The 13,256-nt window shown below is 74.2% G+C and carries 9 protein-coding genes; 6 read left to right on the forward strand and 3 right to left on the reverse strand.

The genetic code is table 11. The annotated features are described in order from the left end of the window. Window position 1: 1 nt before the first annotated feature. Together ACFWAR_RS08630 and ACFWAR_RS08635 are read left to right on the forward strand one after the other, a co-directional pair. Complete coding sequence (locus ACFWAR_RS08630) at window positions 2–2,563, forward strand: SUKH-4 family immunity protein (protein ID WP_385774498.1); 2,562 nt, start codon at window positions 2–4, stop codon at window positions 2,561–2,563. A 232-nt stretch (window positions 2,564–2,795) separates the two neighbouring features. Continuing rightward, entirely contained in the window at window positions 2,796–3,677 is an 882-nt protein-coding gene (locus ACFWAR_RS08635) for a cellulose-binding protein (protein ID WP_385774500.1), read from the forward strand. 28 nt (window positions 3,678–3,705) lie between these two features. Here the strand turns inward: ACFWAR_RS08635 and ACFWAR_RS08640 are convergent, their stop codons facing one another. Next, window positions 3,706–4,617, reverse strand: coding sequence for an alpha/beta fold hydrolase (locus ACFWAR_RS08640; protein ID WP_385774502.1), 912 nt, complete (start codon window positions 4,615–4,617; stop codon window positions 3,706–3,708). Between the two features lie 97 nt (window positions 4,618–4,714). Between ACFWAR_RS08640 and ACFWAR_RS08645 the strand changes: the two genes are divergently transcribed. Continuing rightward, window positions 4,715–5,284, forward strand: coding sequence for a CGNR zinc finger domain-containing protein (locus ACFWAR_RS08645; protein ID WP_385774504.1), 570 nt, complete (start codon window positions 4,715–4,717; stop codon window positions 5,282–5,284). A 182-nt stretch (window positions 5,285–5,466) separates the two neighbouring features. Next, the gene (locus tag ACFWAR_RS08650; protein ID WP_385774506.1) at window positions 5,467–6,384 is read left to right on the forward strand and encodes an ion transporter; all 918 of its coding nucleotides are present in this window, start codon (window positions 5,467–5,469) and stop codon (window positions 6,382–6,384) included. A gap of 72 nt (window positions 6,385–6,456) precedes the next feature. Here ACFWAR_RS08650 and ACFWAR_RS08655 read toward each other — a convergent pair whose 3' ends face one another. Both ACFWAR_RS08655 and ACFWAR_RS08660 read right to left on the reverse strand, forming a co-directional pair. Beyond that, the gene (locus ACFWAR_RS08655; protein ID WP_385774508.1) at window positions 6,457–7,425 is read right to left on the reverse strand and encodes a hypothetical protein; all 969 of its coding nucleotides are present in this window, start codon (window positions 7,423–7,425) and stop codon (window positions 6,457–6,459) included. A gap of 81 nt (window positions 7,426–7,506) precedes the next feature. Then, the gene (locus ACFWAR_RS08660; RefSeq protein WP_385774510.1) at window positions 7,507–9,114 is read right to left on the reverse strand and encodes an MDR family MFS transporter; all 1,608 of its coding nucleotides are present in this window, start codon (window positions 9,112–9,114) and stop codon (window positions 7,507–7,509) included. A 357-nt stretch (window positions 9,115–9,471) separates the two neighbouring features. Here ACFWAR_RS08660 and ACFWAR_RS08665 point away from each other — a divergent pair, with 357 nt between their 5' ends. Both ACFWAR_RS08665 and ACFWAR_RS08670 read left to right on the forward strand, forming a co-directional pair. After that, a complete protein-coding gene (locus ACFWAR_RS08665; RefSeq protein ID WP_385774687.1) occupies window positions 9,472–10,248 on the forward strand; it encodes an ABC transporter ATP-binding protein in 777 nt (258 codons plus the stop codon). Then, window positions 10,245–12,821 (forward strand): ABC transporter permease, encoded by a 2,577-nt coding sequence (locus ACFWAR_RS08670; RefSeq protein WP_385774512.1) that lies wholly within the window; start codon window positions 10,245–10,247, stop codon window positions 12,819–12,821. The genes ACFWAR_RS08665 and ACFWAR_RS08670 overlap by 4 nt, the downstream gene beginning before the upstream one ends. The last annotated feature ends 435 nt before the right edge of the window (window positions 12,822–13,256 follow it).

Consider the following 13,256-nt stretch of genomic DNA (forward strand, 5'->3'; position numbering starts at 1 on the left):
GGTGGTGACGTTTGCGCAGGCGCAGGAGCGCGCCGAGGAGTGGATCAACGGGGACGTGCCCGGATACCAGCAGCGCGAGGTGCGGGTACGGGAGTTCGGCCTCGGTTTCGTGGTGTGGGCCGAGGACCGGGCGGGCGGCCCGGTGTCGGCCGGTGGTCGGCAGCGGCTGGTGATCGCGCGGGACAGCGGTGAGGCGACGCTGTGGCCGGGGCTGCCGGTGGGCGAGGTGATCCGGCGCTACGAGGAGGAGTACGGGGTGTCGGCGTCCGCGCCGGAACCGTCGGTGCCGCCGCAGCGGATCGACGCGGAGCAGACCTCCTTCATCCTGAGCCCGCCGGAGTGGTTGCAGGAGGCGGCGGACCGGGCGGGGATCGCACCGCGGGCCGAGGCGCCCGCCGCTCCGGCTCCGGCTCCGGCCGCGCCCGCGCCCGCTCCCGCCGTTCCCGCGGCTCCGGCCGCGCCCGCCGCGCCCGCCGCACGGCCCGTCGGGGAGACGCCGTGGGCCGGTACGGACGTGAACGCGGGGTCGGACGACGTGTCCGTGCCGCTGCCCGCGACGGTGTTCGCGCCGCCGCTGTCCGGGACGGACCTGGAGGGCGCTCCGCGGCCCGCCGTCTCGGCGGAGGCCAAGACGCAGCTCCTCTCGGGCGGCAGCCAGCTCCCGGCGACCGCGATCGCCCCGGCGCTGGGCGCCGGTCCGCGGCCGGCCCAGGGTGCGGCTCCGGCCGCGCCGCCCGCGCCCGCCGCGCCCGCTCCCGCGGCTCCGGTCGGGCCCGCGGCTCCCGGTGCGCCCGGTGCGCCCGGCGCCGCGTCCCCCGTGCCCGGGAGCGACATCGCCGACGCGCCCACGAGCAAGGCCCGGGTGAACCGGCCCTCGCCGTCGGTGCCGCCGGGTCCGCCCGGCGTTCCGGGTGCGCCCGGTGCCGGTCAGCCGTCCGTGCCGCCCGGTCCGCCCGGTGCTCCGGGTGGTGGGGCCGGTGGGGTGCAGCACGCCGCGACGATGCTCGCCGGTCCGGCCGTGAGCCAGCCGCCCGCGCCGCCGGGTCCGCCCGGCGCGCCCGGTGGCAGCGGGGGAGGCCAGGCGCAGTACGCGGCCACGATGTTGGCCGGTCCGGCCGTGAGCCAGCCGCCGGGTCCGCCCGGTGCTCCGGGTGCGCCCGGTGCCGGTCAGCCGTCCGCGCCGCCCGGTCCGCCCGGTGCCCCGGGTGGTGGGGCCGGTGGGGTGCAGCATGCCGCCACGATGTTGGCCGGTCCGGCCGTGAGCCAGCCGCCGGGTCCGCCCGGTGCTCCGGGTGCGCCCGGTGCCGGTCAGCCGTCCGTGCCGCCCGGTCCGCCGGGTGCCCCGGGTGGTGGGGCCGGTGGCGTGCAGCACGCGGCCACGATGCTCGCCGGTCCGGCCGTGAGCCAGCCGCCCGCGCCGCCCGGTCCGCCCGGCGCGCCCGGTGGTGGCGCGGGCGCGGCCCAGCACGCCGCGACGATGCTGGCCGGTCCGGGCGCCGCGGGTCGGCCGCCGGCGCCGCCCGGGCCCGTTCCGCAGGCGCCCCAGCCGCCGCAGGCGCAGTCGCACGCGCCGCAGCAGCCCGGGGTGCCCACGGTCGGCCCCGGCTATCAGGCCGTGCTGCGCTACCGCGGCCAGGACGGCTCCGAGCAGCAGCTCATCCGCCGCTCGGCGCCCGGCACCCCGCACCCGGAGTGGCAGATCCTGCACGAGCTGCGCGCGATGGGCGTGCCCCCGCAGCAGGTCCTGGAGCTGCACACCGAGCTGGAGTCCTGTGAGCTGCCCGGCGGTTACTGCGCCCGGATGATCCGGGAGACCTGGCCGCAGGTGCGGATCACGAGCGTGGCGCCCTACGGCACCGACCACGCGGGCCGCCAGCAGGGCATGCGCCACCTGCTCACCCACCAGGGCGAGCTGCACCAGGTGGCGGACGGTCCGGCGCGTCCCGCGCCGGTGCGCGCGCCGCTGTCGCAGGTGCCGTTGGAGCCCGCGATCCCGCTGGAGGCGATCGCGTCGGAGCTGACGCAGGCCTTCGGCCCGCAGGGCGTCTTCCGCTTCGAGCAGCGCGCGGTGTCCCGTCAGGGAGTGCCGGAGATCGTGGCGCAGACGCTGGTGTGGTCGGGTCTGCCGGTGGACTTCGGTCCGTTCTTCTGGGCGCAGGCGGTGCCGGGCCAGCCGGTGCCGACGCTGGCGGAGCTGGCCGCGCAGCGGCAGGTACAGCCGGCACCGGACGCCGGTTCGTACCTGGTCGTCGGCAGCGACTTCGGCAAGGCGATCTGCGTGCAGTACGGGACGGCGCACATCGTGGCGGTGCCCGTCGAGGCGGGCCCGGGCGGTGGCACGGTCGCGCCCCAGTTCGTGAACTCGAGCCTGCCGCAGTTCGCGCGCTGCCTGGCGATGCTGGGGTACATGTGGCGGCTGCGCATGCACCTGACGCCCGAACAGGCGGGGCGCTGGACGACCGACTTCCAGATGAAGCTGGCGGCGCTGGACAGCGCCGCGCTGGCATCGCCGGAGAACTGGTGGTCCGTGCTGCTGGAGCAGATGTGGGACGGATTGCTCTGACGACCCGATGGAAGGATCACCCGATCCTCGGTTGATCCGAAGATCGGGTGGGCATCTCTTGTGCATGGCCGGGGGGGGGGCCCCCCCCCCGGGGCCCGCCCCCCCCCACGGGGGCCCCGCCCCGGCCATTGCCGCTTCTGTAGGTAAATGACGCATCCTTGGCAGGAATCAACGCGCATCGGCCACAAGCCGCACGCCACGCGAGAGAGGCGCTTTCAGGATGAGTGCACCCATGTCACCGCGACCTCAGGGTTTCGCGACCGTGCGCGGCCGCGCCTACCGGACGGACGAGGTGGACCGCTACCTCGCCCGGCTCTCCGGCGGCCGTGACGAGGCGTGGGAACGGGTGGCCCGGCTGACGGCGCTCGTGCGCCAGTTGGAGGAGGAGTCGCAGCGGCTGGCCGTGGCGGTGGCCTCGCTGGCGCCCCAGACGTACGACGACCTGAGCGAGCGGGCGCGGCGGATCCTGGCGCTGGTGCGGGAGGAGGCCGACAGCGTACGGGCGGACGCGCGGGCGGACGTGTCGGCGATCCAGGGCGCCGCCGAGGCGCACGCGGACCGTGCGGCGGACCTGGCCCGCCAGGACGCGGACGCGGTGCGCGACCAGACGGAGGTGCGGGCCGGTCAGGGCCTGGCGCACGCCCAGCGCGAGGCGGACGACGCCCGCGCGCAGGCCCGCCAGGACGCGACGGCCCTGCGGACCCAGGCGCAGGCGACCCTGACGCAGACCCGGCGCCGCTGCGAGGCGCTGCTGGCGGACCAGGGGCAGGACCACGTGGAGCGCCGGGACGCGGCGGAGCGCGAGCTGGCCGCGCGGGAGGCCGAGCTGGAGGCCCGGCACGCCGAGTTGGAGCGGCACGCGCAGGCGCGGCTGGCGGACGCGCGGCGGGAGTCCGCGGAGCAGGAGGAGGCCGCCCGGCACGGCCAGGAGGACGCGGAGGCGCGGGCGGCGGAGCTGCTGGCCGGGGCGCGGGTGCGCGAGGAGCGCACGGTGCGCGAGACGGAGCGGATCCTGCGGGAGCACGAGGCGGCGCAGGAGGAGATGCGGGCCCACATGAACCACGTCCGCTCCAGCCTGGCGGCCCTGACGGGCCGGGCCCCGGCCGAGGGCTGACGCTCCGCCGGGGCCCGCGGCGCCGGGGTCAGGCGGTCCGCAGGGCGGTCAGGAAGCCGTCGATCAGCGGGGCGATCTCGGGCAGGTGGGTCTCCAGGGCGAAGTGCCCGGCGCCCTCGAAGACGTGGACCTCGGCGTCCGGGAGGTCGCGGGCGTACGCCTTGGCGCCCGCCGGCAGGAAGAAGGGGTCGCCGGCGCCCCACAGGACGAGCGTCGGCGGCCGGTGCGCGCGCAGCCATTCCTGCCAGGCCGGGTACAGCGTGATGTTGTTGCCGTAGTCGAAGGCGAGGTCGGCCTGGGCGTCGGCGCGGCCGGGCAGGTCCAGGAAGTGCTGGTCCAGGGTCCAGCTGTCGGGGGAGAGCAGGGCGGGGTCGGCGACGCCCGCCTCGTACTGGAAGCGGGTGCCGTCGAGCGTGAACAGGCCGCGGACCTGCTCCTCGTGGCCCGGTACCGCGCGGCGCAGCCCCGAGAACTCGCGGGCCATGTCGGAGAGTCCGTCCTCGTAGGCGTTGCCGTTCTGGACGATGAGGCCGGTGATCCGCTCGGGCGCGCGGGTGGCGAGGCGCAGGCCGACCGGGGCGCCGAAGTCGAAGACGTAGAGGGCGAAGCGGTCGAGGCCGAGGGCCAGGGTGAAGCCCTCGACGATGTCCGCGAGCCGGTCGAAGGTGTAGGTGAAGCCCTCGGGGGCCTCGGTGTGCCCGAAGCCGGGGTAGTCCGGGGCGATCAGGCGGTGGGAGGTGCCGAGCGCGTCCATCAGTCGGCGGAACTGGTGCGAGGCGGTCGGGAAGCCGTGCAGCAGCAGGAGGACCGGGCCGTCGGCGGGGCCGGTCTCGCGGTAGAAGACGCGGACGCCCTGCACGTCGACGTGTCCGTGGCGGACCTGGTGCACCTGGTGCACCTGCGGAACCTGCGGAACCGAAACGCTGAGCGGAGTGCTCATCACATGCCTCCCCGTGGCTTGGTGGCATGAGTCTTGCCGAGATGACCTAATGGGTCAAGAGGTGTCTCATGCATTAGTCCGGCGGTAGGGTGGGGGCATGACCGTGACCTTTCCGCTCCTCGGCGAGCCGCTGGCCCTGGACCTCGTCAACACCAGCACTCCGGCCGTGGGGGACCTGATCGCCGACCCGGCGGGTCTCGCGGCCTGGCTGGACGCGCAGCCGGGGCGGCTGACCCCGCTCGCCGCCCCGGCGACCGGCGCGGAGCTGGCCCGCGTCCACGCGGTGCGGGGGGCCGCGCGGGAGGCGCTGGAGGCGGTCCGGCGGGGCGAGGAGCCGCCGGTCGGCGCGCTGCGGGTGCTGAACGAGGCCCTGGCCGCGGCCCCGGCCCACCGCGAGCTCGGCTGGACGCCGGCCGGAGGGCTCACCGCGGCCGTGCGGCTGCGGGCGACCGATCCCGGGCGTCGGCTCGCGGCGGAGCTGGCCGGGGCGGTGGCGGACCTGCTGACCGACCCCCGGGTGGCGGACGTCCGCGGCTGCGAGGGGGTGGAGTGCGCGTTGCTCTTCCTGCCGGCGAACCCGCGGCGGCGCTGGTGCGTGGCCGCCCTCTGCGGCAACCGGGCCCGGGTGGCGCGCCACTACGCCCGTCACACCAAGGGCGAGCTCTAGCGGATCCGTACCCGCGGGGCGGCCGCGTCGCCGCCCGCGCGGCGGTGGTCTTCGCTGAAACCCGTACGACCGCGCGGCGTTAGACGGGCGGAGGGACGGAGGGACGGACCGGCGCGGGCGCTCGTGCTCCGCCCGGTCGCGGCCCCGTGCCGACAGTGGCGGACACCTGTACGAGGAGCGAAATGACGGACCTGACCGCGGGCGCGACCGGTAGAAGCGGACTGGCGGCCCGCTGCCGGAAGATCACCGAAGCGCCGAGGTTCGGGGTGGGCGTCTTCGCCGTCATCCTGATCAACGCGGGGCTGATGGGGGCGGAGACCTACAGCGGGCTCGCCCGGACGTACGGCCCGGCCCTGCATCTCGCGGAGGAGGCGTGCCTGACCCTCTTCACCCTCGAGATGCTGCTGCGGCTGGGCGCCTTCGCCGACCGGCCGAAAGCATTCTTCCGCGACCCGTGGAACATCTTCGACCTCGTGATCGTGGCCTCGGCCTTCCTCCCGTTCCTGCGCGAGAACACCACCCTCCTGCGGCTGTTGCGGCTGGCCCGCGTCCTGCGCACCGCCCGTTTCCTGCCGCACCTGCGGATCCTGCTGCTCGCGGTCGGCCGCAGCCTGCCGGGCACGGCCAGCTTCCTGTTCGTCGGGGCGCTGGTGCTGTACGTGTACGCGATGGTGGGCTGGGTCTGCTTCGCGGGGTCCGACCCCGGCCACTTCGGCTCGATCGGACGGGCCATGCTGACGCTGTTCCTGCTGACCACCCTCGACGGCTTGACCGACGCCGTCCGGGCCGGGCTGGAGATCTCCCGGTTCAGCATCGTCTACTACGCCTCTTACGCCCTGCTCGCCTCGTTCGTCCTGGTCAACGTGCTGATCGGGGTGGTCCTCAACTCCCTCGACGAGGCGCGCGAGATGGAGAAGGCCGACGCCCGGGCGCGGGAGCGCGCCGCGCACGACACCGATCCGGCCGACGAGGTCCGGGACCGGATCGCCGCGGCCCGGCTCGCCCTGGACGACCTGGAGGCGAGCCTCACCCGCCTCCCGGCCCCCGCGAAGCCGCCGGGGGAACGCGCGCCGGAGCGCGAGCTGGAGTCGGCGCGCTGACCCGCCCCCCGGGGGCGCCCAGAACTCCGCCGGAGGGTCGGTCGGAGACCGGCGGGATCCGGAGGAAACCGCCTAGCCCCGCGGCTCCGGTTCCGGCTCCGGTTCCGGGTGGTCCGCCGGGGCGGTCCGCTGGGCCACGACCGGGGCCGCCGCCAGGGTTGCGGCCGGGGCACCCGCGGGAGGCGCCTCGGGGGTCGGGGCCGGGGGTTCGTAGGGGTACGGGTCGCTGCGCAGGCCGCGGGCCGTGACGTACACCGTGAAGGGGGCCTCGGGGCCGGTGGCGGGAGCCGGGCGGACCAGGGTCAGTGAGCCGTCGGCGCCCAGGTCGGCCTCCTGCTGCGGCTCCGCGCCGATGGTGACCTTGGCCCGGCCGTGCACGGCGTCGTCACCGAAGCCGCCGCCCTCGATGAGCAGGCGGTCCCCCGAGCGCGTGACGCGGGTGATGACCGGATTGGGCCGGGTGGCCACCTTGTTGAGCAGGTAGGCCGCGGCCGGGGCCCCGGTGAGCGCCCAGATCTCCGTCGGCAGCTTCGGCAGGCCCGCGCCCACGTCGGCCACGAAGAAGGCGGCGACGTAGAGCATCGTGACGATGCTGAAGGCGACGTACTGGAGGTCCATCAGGTCGGTCTGGCCGGAGTCGTTGGAGACGATCTCGCCCATCGGCAGCGGCTGCGCGGGCGGCGCGCCGGGGGCGGGCTGCTTCTCCGGCTTGAAGAGCCGCCCGTTCTGCACGCGCAGGCCGACCACGCCCTTGGCCCCGATGAGGGCCAGGTACGGGCCCCCGAGCAGCGGCAGATAGACGTCGGTCAGGGGGCCGAAGGGGTTCTCGGGGCCGCGGAAGTAGCCGATGCCCCGGGTGAGTCCGTAGCCGAGCAGGACGATCAGCATCCACACGAGCAGACCGGTCCACGCGGCGGCGAGCGTCTTGGACGTGGACAGTCTGCCGTCGCGGCCGGTGACCAGGCCGGGGTGGGCGCGCAGGGCCCAGTAGGCCAGGCCGAGCGCGGCCACGAGCGTGAGTAGAGCGGGTAGCCAGGCCATCGTCGTTTCCCCCAGTTCGGTCCCCGTCCGTGGTGTACCGCGTAGCCGGGTCCATGACAAGCGCGCCACGCCGACGGGACGTCAGCCCCGCGGGTCGCCCGGGTCCGTCCGCTCCGCCCGGTCCGCGCGCTCCTGGGCCTCCGTCAGCACCGGGAACCTGCGCGGCGCGAGCAGGAGCAGGACCAGCACCGCCGCCACCGCGGCCGCGGTCGCCCCCAGGTAGATGTGGTCCACGGCGGTGGCCACCGCGCCCCGCAGGTAGTCGGCGGCCCCGGCGGGCAGCGCGCCCGGCTCCGCCAGGGCCTTGGACACGTCGTCCAGGTGGGCCGGCAGCCCGCCCATCGGGGCGTCGGCCAGCCGGGCCGCGATGGTGGCGTTGGCGACGGCGCCCAGCAGCGCCGCGCCGACGCTCTGGCCGACCTGCCGGGAGAAGAGGACGGAGGCGGTGGTGGTGCCGCGCTCGGCCCAGCCCACCGTGGACTGCACGCCGATCATCAGCGGCAGTTGGAACAACCCGAGCGCGCAGCCCAGCGCCAGCATGACCAGCGCGGGCTGCCAGGGCCGGGCGTGCGCCGGGAGCAGGGTGAAGGAGAAGAGGACGGCGGCGGCCAGGGACATCCCGATGACGGCGCTGTCGCGGAAGCCGATGCGCCGGTAGACGTGCTGGCTGAACGCGGCGGATATCGGCCAGCTCAGGGTCATCGCCGACATGACGAACCCGGCGCCTATGGGCCCGAGGCCGAGCACGGCCTGCGCGTACGTCGGCATGAACACCATCGGGGCCACCATCAGCAGCCCCAGCGCGGCCATGGCGAGGTTGACGGCCGCGATGGTGCGCCGACGCCACACCCACCCCGGCAGTATCGGTTCCTCGGCCCGGCGCTCCACCCGGACCACCACCGCGGCCAGCGCCGCGCTCCCGGCCAGCAGGCCCAGCGAGGGCGCGGACAGCCAGGGCCAGGCGACCCCGCCCTGGACCAGCGCGAAGAGCAGCAGCCCGCCGCAGGCGAACACGGCCAGCGCGCCCGCCCAGTCGATCCGGCCCCGGGCGCCCGCGGCCCGTACCGGCTCGACCAGGTGCCGGACGATCAGCCACAGCGCCAGACCGCCCAACGGCAGGTTGATCAGGAAGATCCAGCGCCAGTCCGCGTAGGCGGCGAGCAGCCCGCCGACCGCGGGACCGGCGACGGACGAGGTGGCCCACACGGTGGACATACGGGACTGGATCCGCGGCCGCTCCTTGAGTGGGTAGAGGTCGGCGGCCAAGGTCTGCACCGTGCCCTGGAGGGCGCCGCCGCCCAGGCCCTGGACGATCCGGAAGGCGATCAGCGCGGCCATGTTCCAGGCGGCCGCGCACAGCAGCGAGCCGACCAGGAACAGGGCCACGCCGAAGAGGAGCACGGGCTTGCGGCCGAAGGTGTCGGACAGCTTCCCGTACACGGGCAGGGAGACGGTGACGGCGAGCAGGTAGCCGGAGAAGAGCCAGGAGAAGACGGAGAAGCCGCCGAGGTCGCCGACGATCTGCGGGACGGCGGTGGCCACGATCGTGCTGTCGAGGGCGACCAGACCCATCGTCAGCATCAGTGCGGCGACCACGGCGGTACGGGGCCGGGCGCGCGCCCCGTCGGTCCCGCCCGTCTCCACGTCGGCGTCGGCTCCCGCCCCTGTTCCCGCTTCCCCCGTAGCCACCAAGATCCCTTCACTGTGCACGCATCGGCGGAGAACACCATCTCACCGCGGTCCTACCGGCGGTATCCCCCAGGCCCCCTCGCCCACAGGGTGGACGTCCCCTAGGGGGTGCTCCCCAGTAAGGAGCAGAGGCCTTTCGTCCCGACGGAGGAGGCCGAAAGTCCCCCCTGCTTCTTAACTGGTTCCTACGGGCCGCGGGGGGCGGCCCGCACGGGGCGGCTCCCACGGGGGTGGGGCTGGCCCCCGTATGCATCCGGCCACTGGCACCAGGGCGCCGCCCGCCACCGCCGCACAGACTTCGACGCGGACCGGGAACCGGTCCGGAAGAACACCGAGGAGAGCGCCGTGACAACCGCAATGACCGATACCCGGCACGGGGGAGCTGGAGGGCATGTGGCCGTCGCGGCGCGAGCGCGGCAGGTCGTCAAGGCCTACGGCACGGGCGAGACCCGCGTCGTCGCCCTCGACGGCGTCGACGTGGACATCCACCGCAGCCGCTTCACCGCGATCATGGGCCCGTCGGGCTCCGGCAAGTCCACGCTGATGCACTGCCTGGCCGGTCTCGACACGGTGAGCAGCGGGCAGATCCACCTCGCCGACACCGAGATCACCGGGTTGAAGGACAAGAAGCTCACCCAGCTGCGCCGGGACCGGATCGGCTTCATCTTCCAGGCGTTCAACCTGCTCCCGACGCTGAACGCGCTGGAGAACATCACGCTCCCGATGGACATCGCGGGCCGCAGGCCCGACGCGGAGTGGCTGAACCGGGTCGTGGAGACCGTCGGCCTCTCCGGGCGCCTGGGGCACCGCCCGACCCAGCTGTCCGGCGGCCAGCAGCAGCGCGTGGCCGTGGCCCGCGCCCTGGCCGCGCGCCCCGAGATCATCTTCGGCGACGAGCCGACCGGCAACCTGGACTCCCGGGCCGGGGCCGAGGTCCTCGGCTTCCTGCGCCGCTCGGTCGACGAGCTGGGCCAGACGATCGTCATGGTCACCCACGACCCGGTCGCCGCGTCCTACGCGGACCGGGTGCTCTACCTCGCCGACGGCCGGATCGTGGACGAGATGTTCGACCCGACCGCCGAGTCGGTCCTGGACCGCATGAAGGACTTCGACGCGCGCGGGCGGACGTCATGACCGTCATGAAGACCTCGCTGCGCAACTTCGCCGCGCACAAGGGCCGGATGGCGCTCTCGGCGATAGCCGTGCTGCTCTCCGTCGCCTTCGTCTGCGGCACGCTCGTCTTCACCGACACGATGAACACGACCTTCGACAAGCTGTTCGGGGTCACCAGCGCCGATGTCACGGTCACCCCCAAGGAGGCCGCGGACGAGGGCGAGACCCAGCAGCGCGGCCGCCCCGACGCGCTCGCCGGATCGGTCGTCGACCAGATCAAGAAGGTCGAGGGCGTCAAGTCCGCCGAGGGCGGCGTCATCTCGATGGCCGTGACCGTGGTCAACGCCAAGAACGAGAACATGGGCTCGACGACCGGCGCCCCGACCATCGCGGGCAGCTGGAACGACAACGAGCTCAAGTCCATGAAGATCAGCTCCGGGCACGCGCCGCGCGGGCCCACCGAGGTGATGGTCGACGCCGACACGGCGAAGAAGCACCACCTCGCGCTCGGGGACGAGCTGCGCACGATCGCCCTCACCGGTGACCTGCGCGCGAAGATCACCGGCATCGCCACCTTCACGGTGACCAACCCGGGCGCGGCCGTCGTCTACTTCGACACCCCCACCGCCCAGCAGGTCCTGCTCGGCGCCCCCGGTTCCTTCACGCACGTCAACGTCGTCGCCGAGGACGGCGTGAGCGACGACCAGGTGAAGAAGAACGTCGCCGCCGCCGTCGGCGCGGGCACCTACAAGTTGCAGACCGCCAAGGAGTCCGCGGACGCGGGCCGCAAGGACGTCGGTTCCTTCCTCGACGTCATGAAGTACGCCATGCTCGCCTTCGCCGGGATCGCCTTCCTCGTCGGCATCTTCCTGATCTTCAACACCTTCTCGATGCTGGTCGCCCAGCGCACCCGGGAGATCGGCCTGATGCGCGCCATCGGCGCCGACCGCGGGCAGGTCAACCGCTCCGTCCTCGTCGAGGCCCTGCTGCTCGGCGTGGTCGGCTCGGTGCTCGGCGTCGGCGCGGGCGTCGGCCTGGCCGTGGGGCTCATGAAGCTCATGGGTCAGATGGGGATGCACCTGTCCACCGACGACCTGACCGTGCTGTGGACCACCCCGGTCCTCGGCATCCTGCTCGGGGTCGTCGTCACCGTCGTCTCCGCCTACCTCCCGGCCCGGCGCGCCGGGAAGGTCTCCCCGATGGCCGCCCTGCGCGACGCCGGTACCCCCGGCGACCGCAAGGCGGGCGTGGTCCGCGCGGTCATCGGCCTGGTCCTCACCGGTACCGGTGGCGCCGCCCTGTTCGCCGCCGCGGGCGCCGCCAAGGCGACCACCGGGTCGCTGTGGCTCGGCCTGGGCGTGGTCCTCACCCTGATCGGCTTCATCGTGATCGGCCCGCTGCTGGCCGGTGGTGTGGTCAAGGTGCTCGCCGGTGCGGTGCTGCGGCCCTTCGGCTCGGTCGGTCGGCTCGCCGAGCGCAACGCGCTGCGCAATCCGCGCCGTACGGGCGCCACCGCGGCCGCGCTGATGATCGGCCTGGCGCTGGTGGCCTGCCTGTCGGTGGTCGGCTCCTCGATGGTGGCCTCCGCCACCGACGAGCTCGACCGCTCGGTCGGGGCGGACTTCATCATCCAGTCGCAGAACGGCCAGCCGGTGCTCCCGCAGGCCGACCAGGCGCTGCGCTCCGTCCCCGACATCGACCACGTCACCGCGTACAAGGTCCTCGACGCGAAGATCACCACGCCGGACGGCAGGGCCGAGGACAAGACGCTGTCCGCCGCCGACCCGACCTACGCCCAGGACGTGCGCAAGAAGACCGTCTCCGGCGAGCTGGCGGGGGCGTACGCGAAGAACGCGCTGTCGGTCGGCGAGGGCTACGCGAAGGACCACGGCCTGAAGCTCGGTGACGAGGTGACGGTCGCCTTCAAGGCCGGATCGAGCGCCAAGCTCAAGGTCGGGGCGATCACCTCGGACGAGGGCAGCATCGACCGGGGCGCGATGTACACGAGCATCGCGACGGCGGCCCAGTACGTGCCAGCCGACAAGATGCCGCAGAACCTGATCATGTTCGCCAAGGCCCGGGACGGGAAGCAGGACGCCGCCTACAGCGCCATGAAGGACGCGATGGCCGCGTACCCGCAGTACGACGTGCGCAACCAGGCCGACTACAAGAAGAGCCTCAAGGACCAGGTCGGCCAGCTGCTCAACATCGTCTACGGCCTGCTCGCCCTCGCGATCATCGTGGCGGTGCTGGGCGTGGTGAACACGCTCGCCCTCTCGGTGGTCGAGCGGACCCGCGAGATCGGGCTGATGCGGGCCATCGGGCTCTCCCGCCGCCAGTTGCGCCGCATGATCCGTCTGGAGTCGGTGGTCATCGCCCTCTTCGGTGCGCTGCTGGGGCTGGGGCTGGGCATGGGCTGGGGGGTCGCCGGGCAGCAGCTGCTGGCGCTCCAGGGCCTTAAGGTGCTGGAGATTCCGTGGCCGACGATCCTGGGCGTCTTCGCCGGGTCGGCCTTCGTGGGCCTCTTCGCGGCGCTGGTCCCGGCCTTTCGGGCGGGCCGGATGAATGTCCTGAACGCGATCGGCAGCGAGTGACCGCGTAGCGGCGGCCGCCCGTCCCCTCCGGGGGCGCCTCAATCGCCGGCGGGGCTGGATGTGGCCGCGGCCCCGGCCCCTGCCCCTCGGGGCCGGTCCCGGGGCCGCAGCCTTGTCGGCCCTCCGGGGGCGCCTCAAACGCCGGCGAGGCTGGATGTGTCGGCTCCGCCGTGGGCGTCTCAAAGGCCGGCGAGGCTGGATGTGTCGACCCCTCCGGAGGTTGGAACGGCCGGGCGGGGCTGGAAGTGTCGGTCCCGCCGTGGGCGTCTCAAAGGCCGGTGGGGCTGGGAATCCAGCCCCGCCGGCGTTTGAGGCGGACGGCGGAGCTGGCCTTGGTCCTGCCCGGCCGTTTCAGCCTCCGGGCGGGGCCGACCATCCCAGCCTCGCCGGCGTTTGAGGCGCCCCCGGGCGGCCTCGCCCCCCGGCGGGGAGGCG

This window comes from Streptomyces sp. NPDC059917, from assembly GCF_042730635.1.
In the GTDB taxonomy this organism is placed as follows: domain Bacteria; phylum Actinomycetota; class Actinomycetes; order Streptomycetales; family Streptomycetaceae; genus Streptomyces.

Coding starts and splice junctions, on each gene's coding strand:
- ACFWAR_RS08635 (WP_385774500.1), top strand. CDS start 2,796: ATGTCACCGCGACCTCAGGGTTTCGCGACCGTGCGCGGCCGCGCCTAC.
- ACFWAR_RS08640 (WP_385774502.1), bottom strand. CDS start 4,617: ATGAGCACTCCGCTCAGCGTTTCGGTTCCGCAGGTTCCGCAGGTGCAC.
- ACFWAR_RS08645 (WP_385774504.1), top strand. CDS start 4,715: ATGACCGTGACCTTTCCGCTCCTCGGCGAGCCGCTGGCCCTGGACCTC.
- ACFWAR_RS08650 (WP_385774506.1), top strand. CDS start 5,467: ATGACGGACCTGACCGCGGGCGCGACCGGTAGAAGCGGACTGGCGGCC.
- ACFWAR_RS08655 (WP_385774508.1), bottom strand. CDS start 7,425: ATGGCCTGGCTACCCGCTCTACTCACGCTCGTGGCCGCGCTCGGCCTG.
- ACFWAR_RS08665 (WP_385774687.1), top strand. CDS start 9,472: ATGACCGATACCCGGCACGGGGGAGCTGGAGGGCATGTGGCCGTCGCG.
- ACFWAR_RS08670 (WP_385774512.1), top strand. CDS start 10,245: ATGACCGTCATGAAGACCTCGCTGCGCAACTTCGCCGCGCACAAGGGC.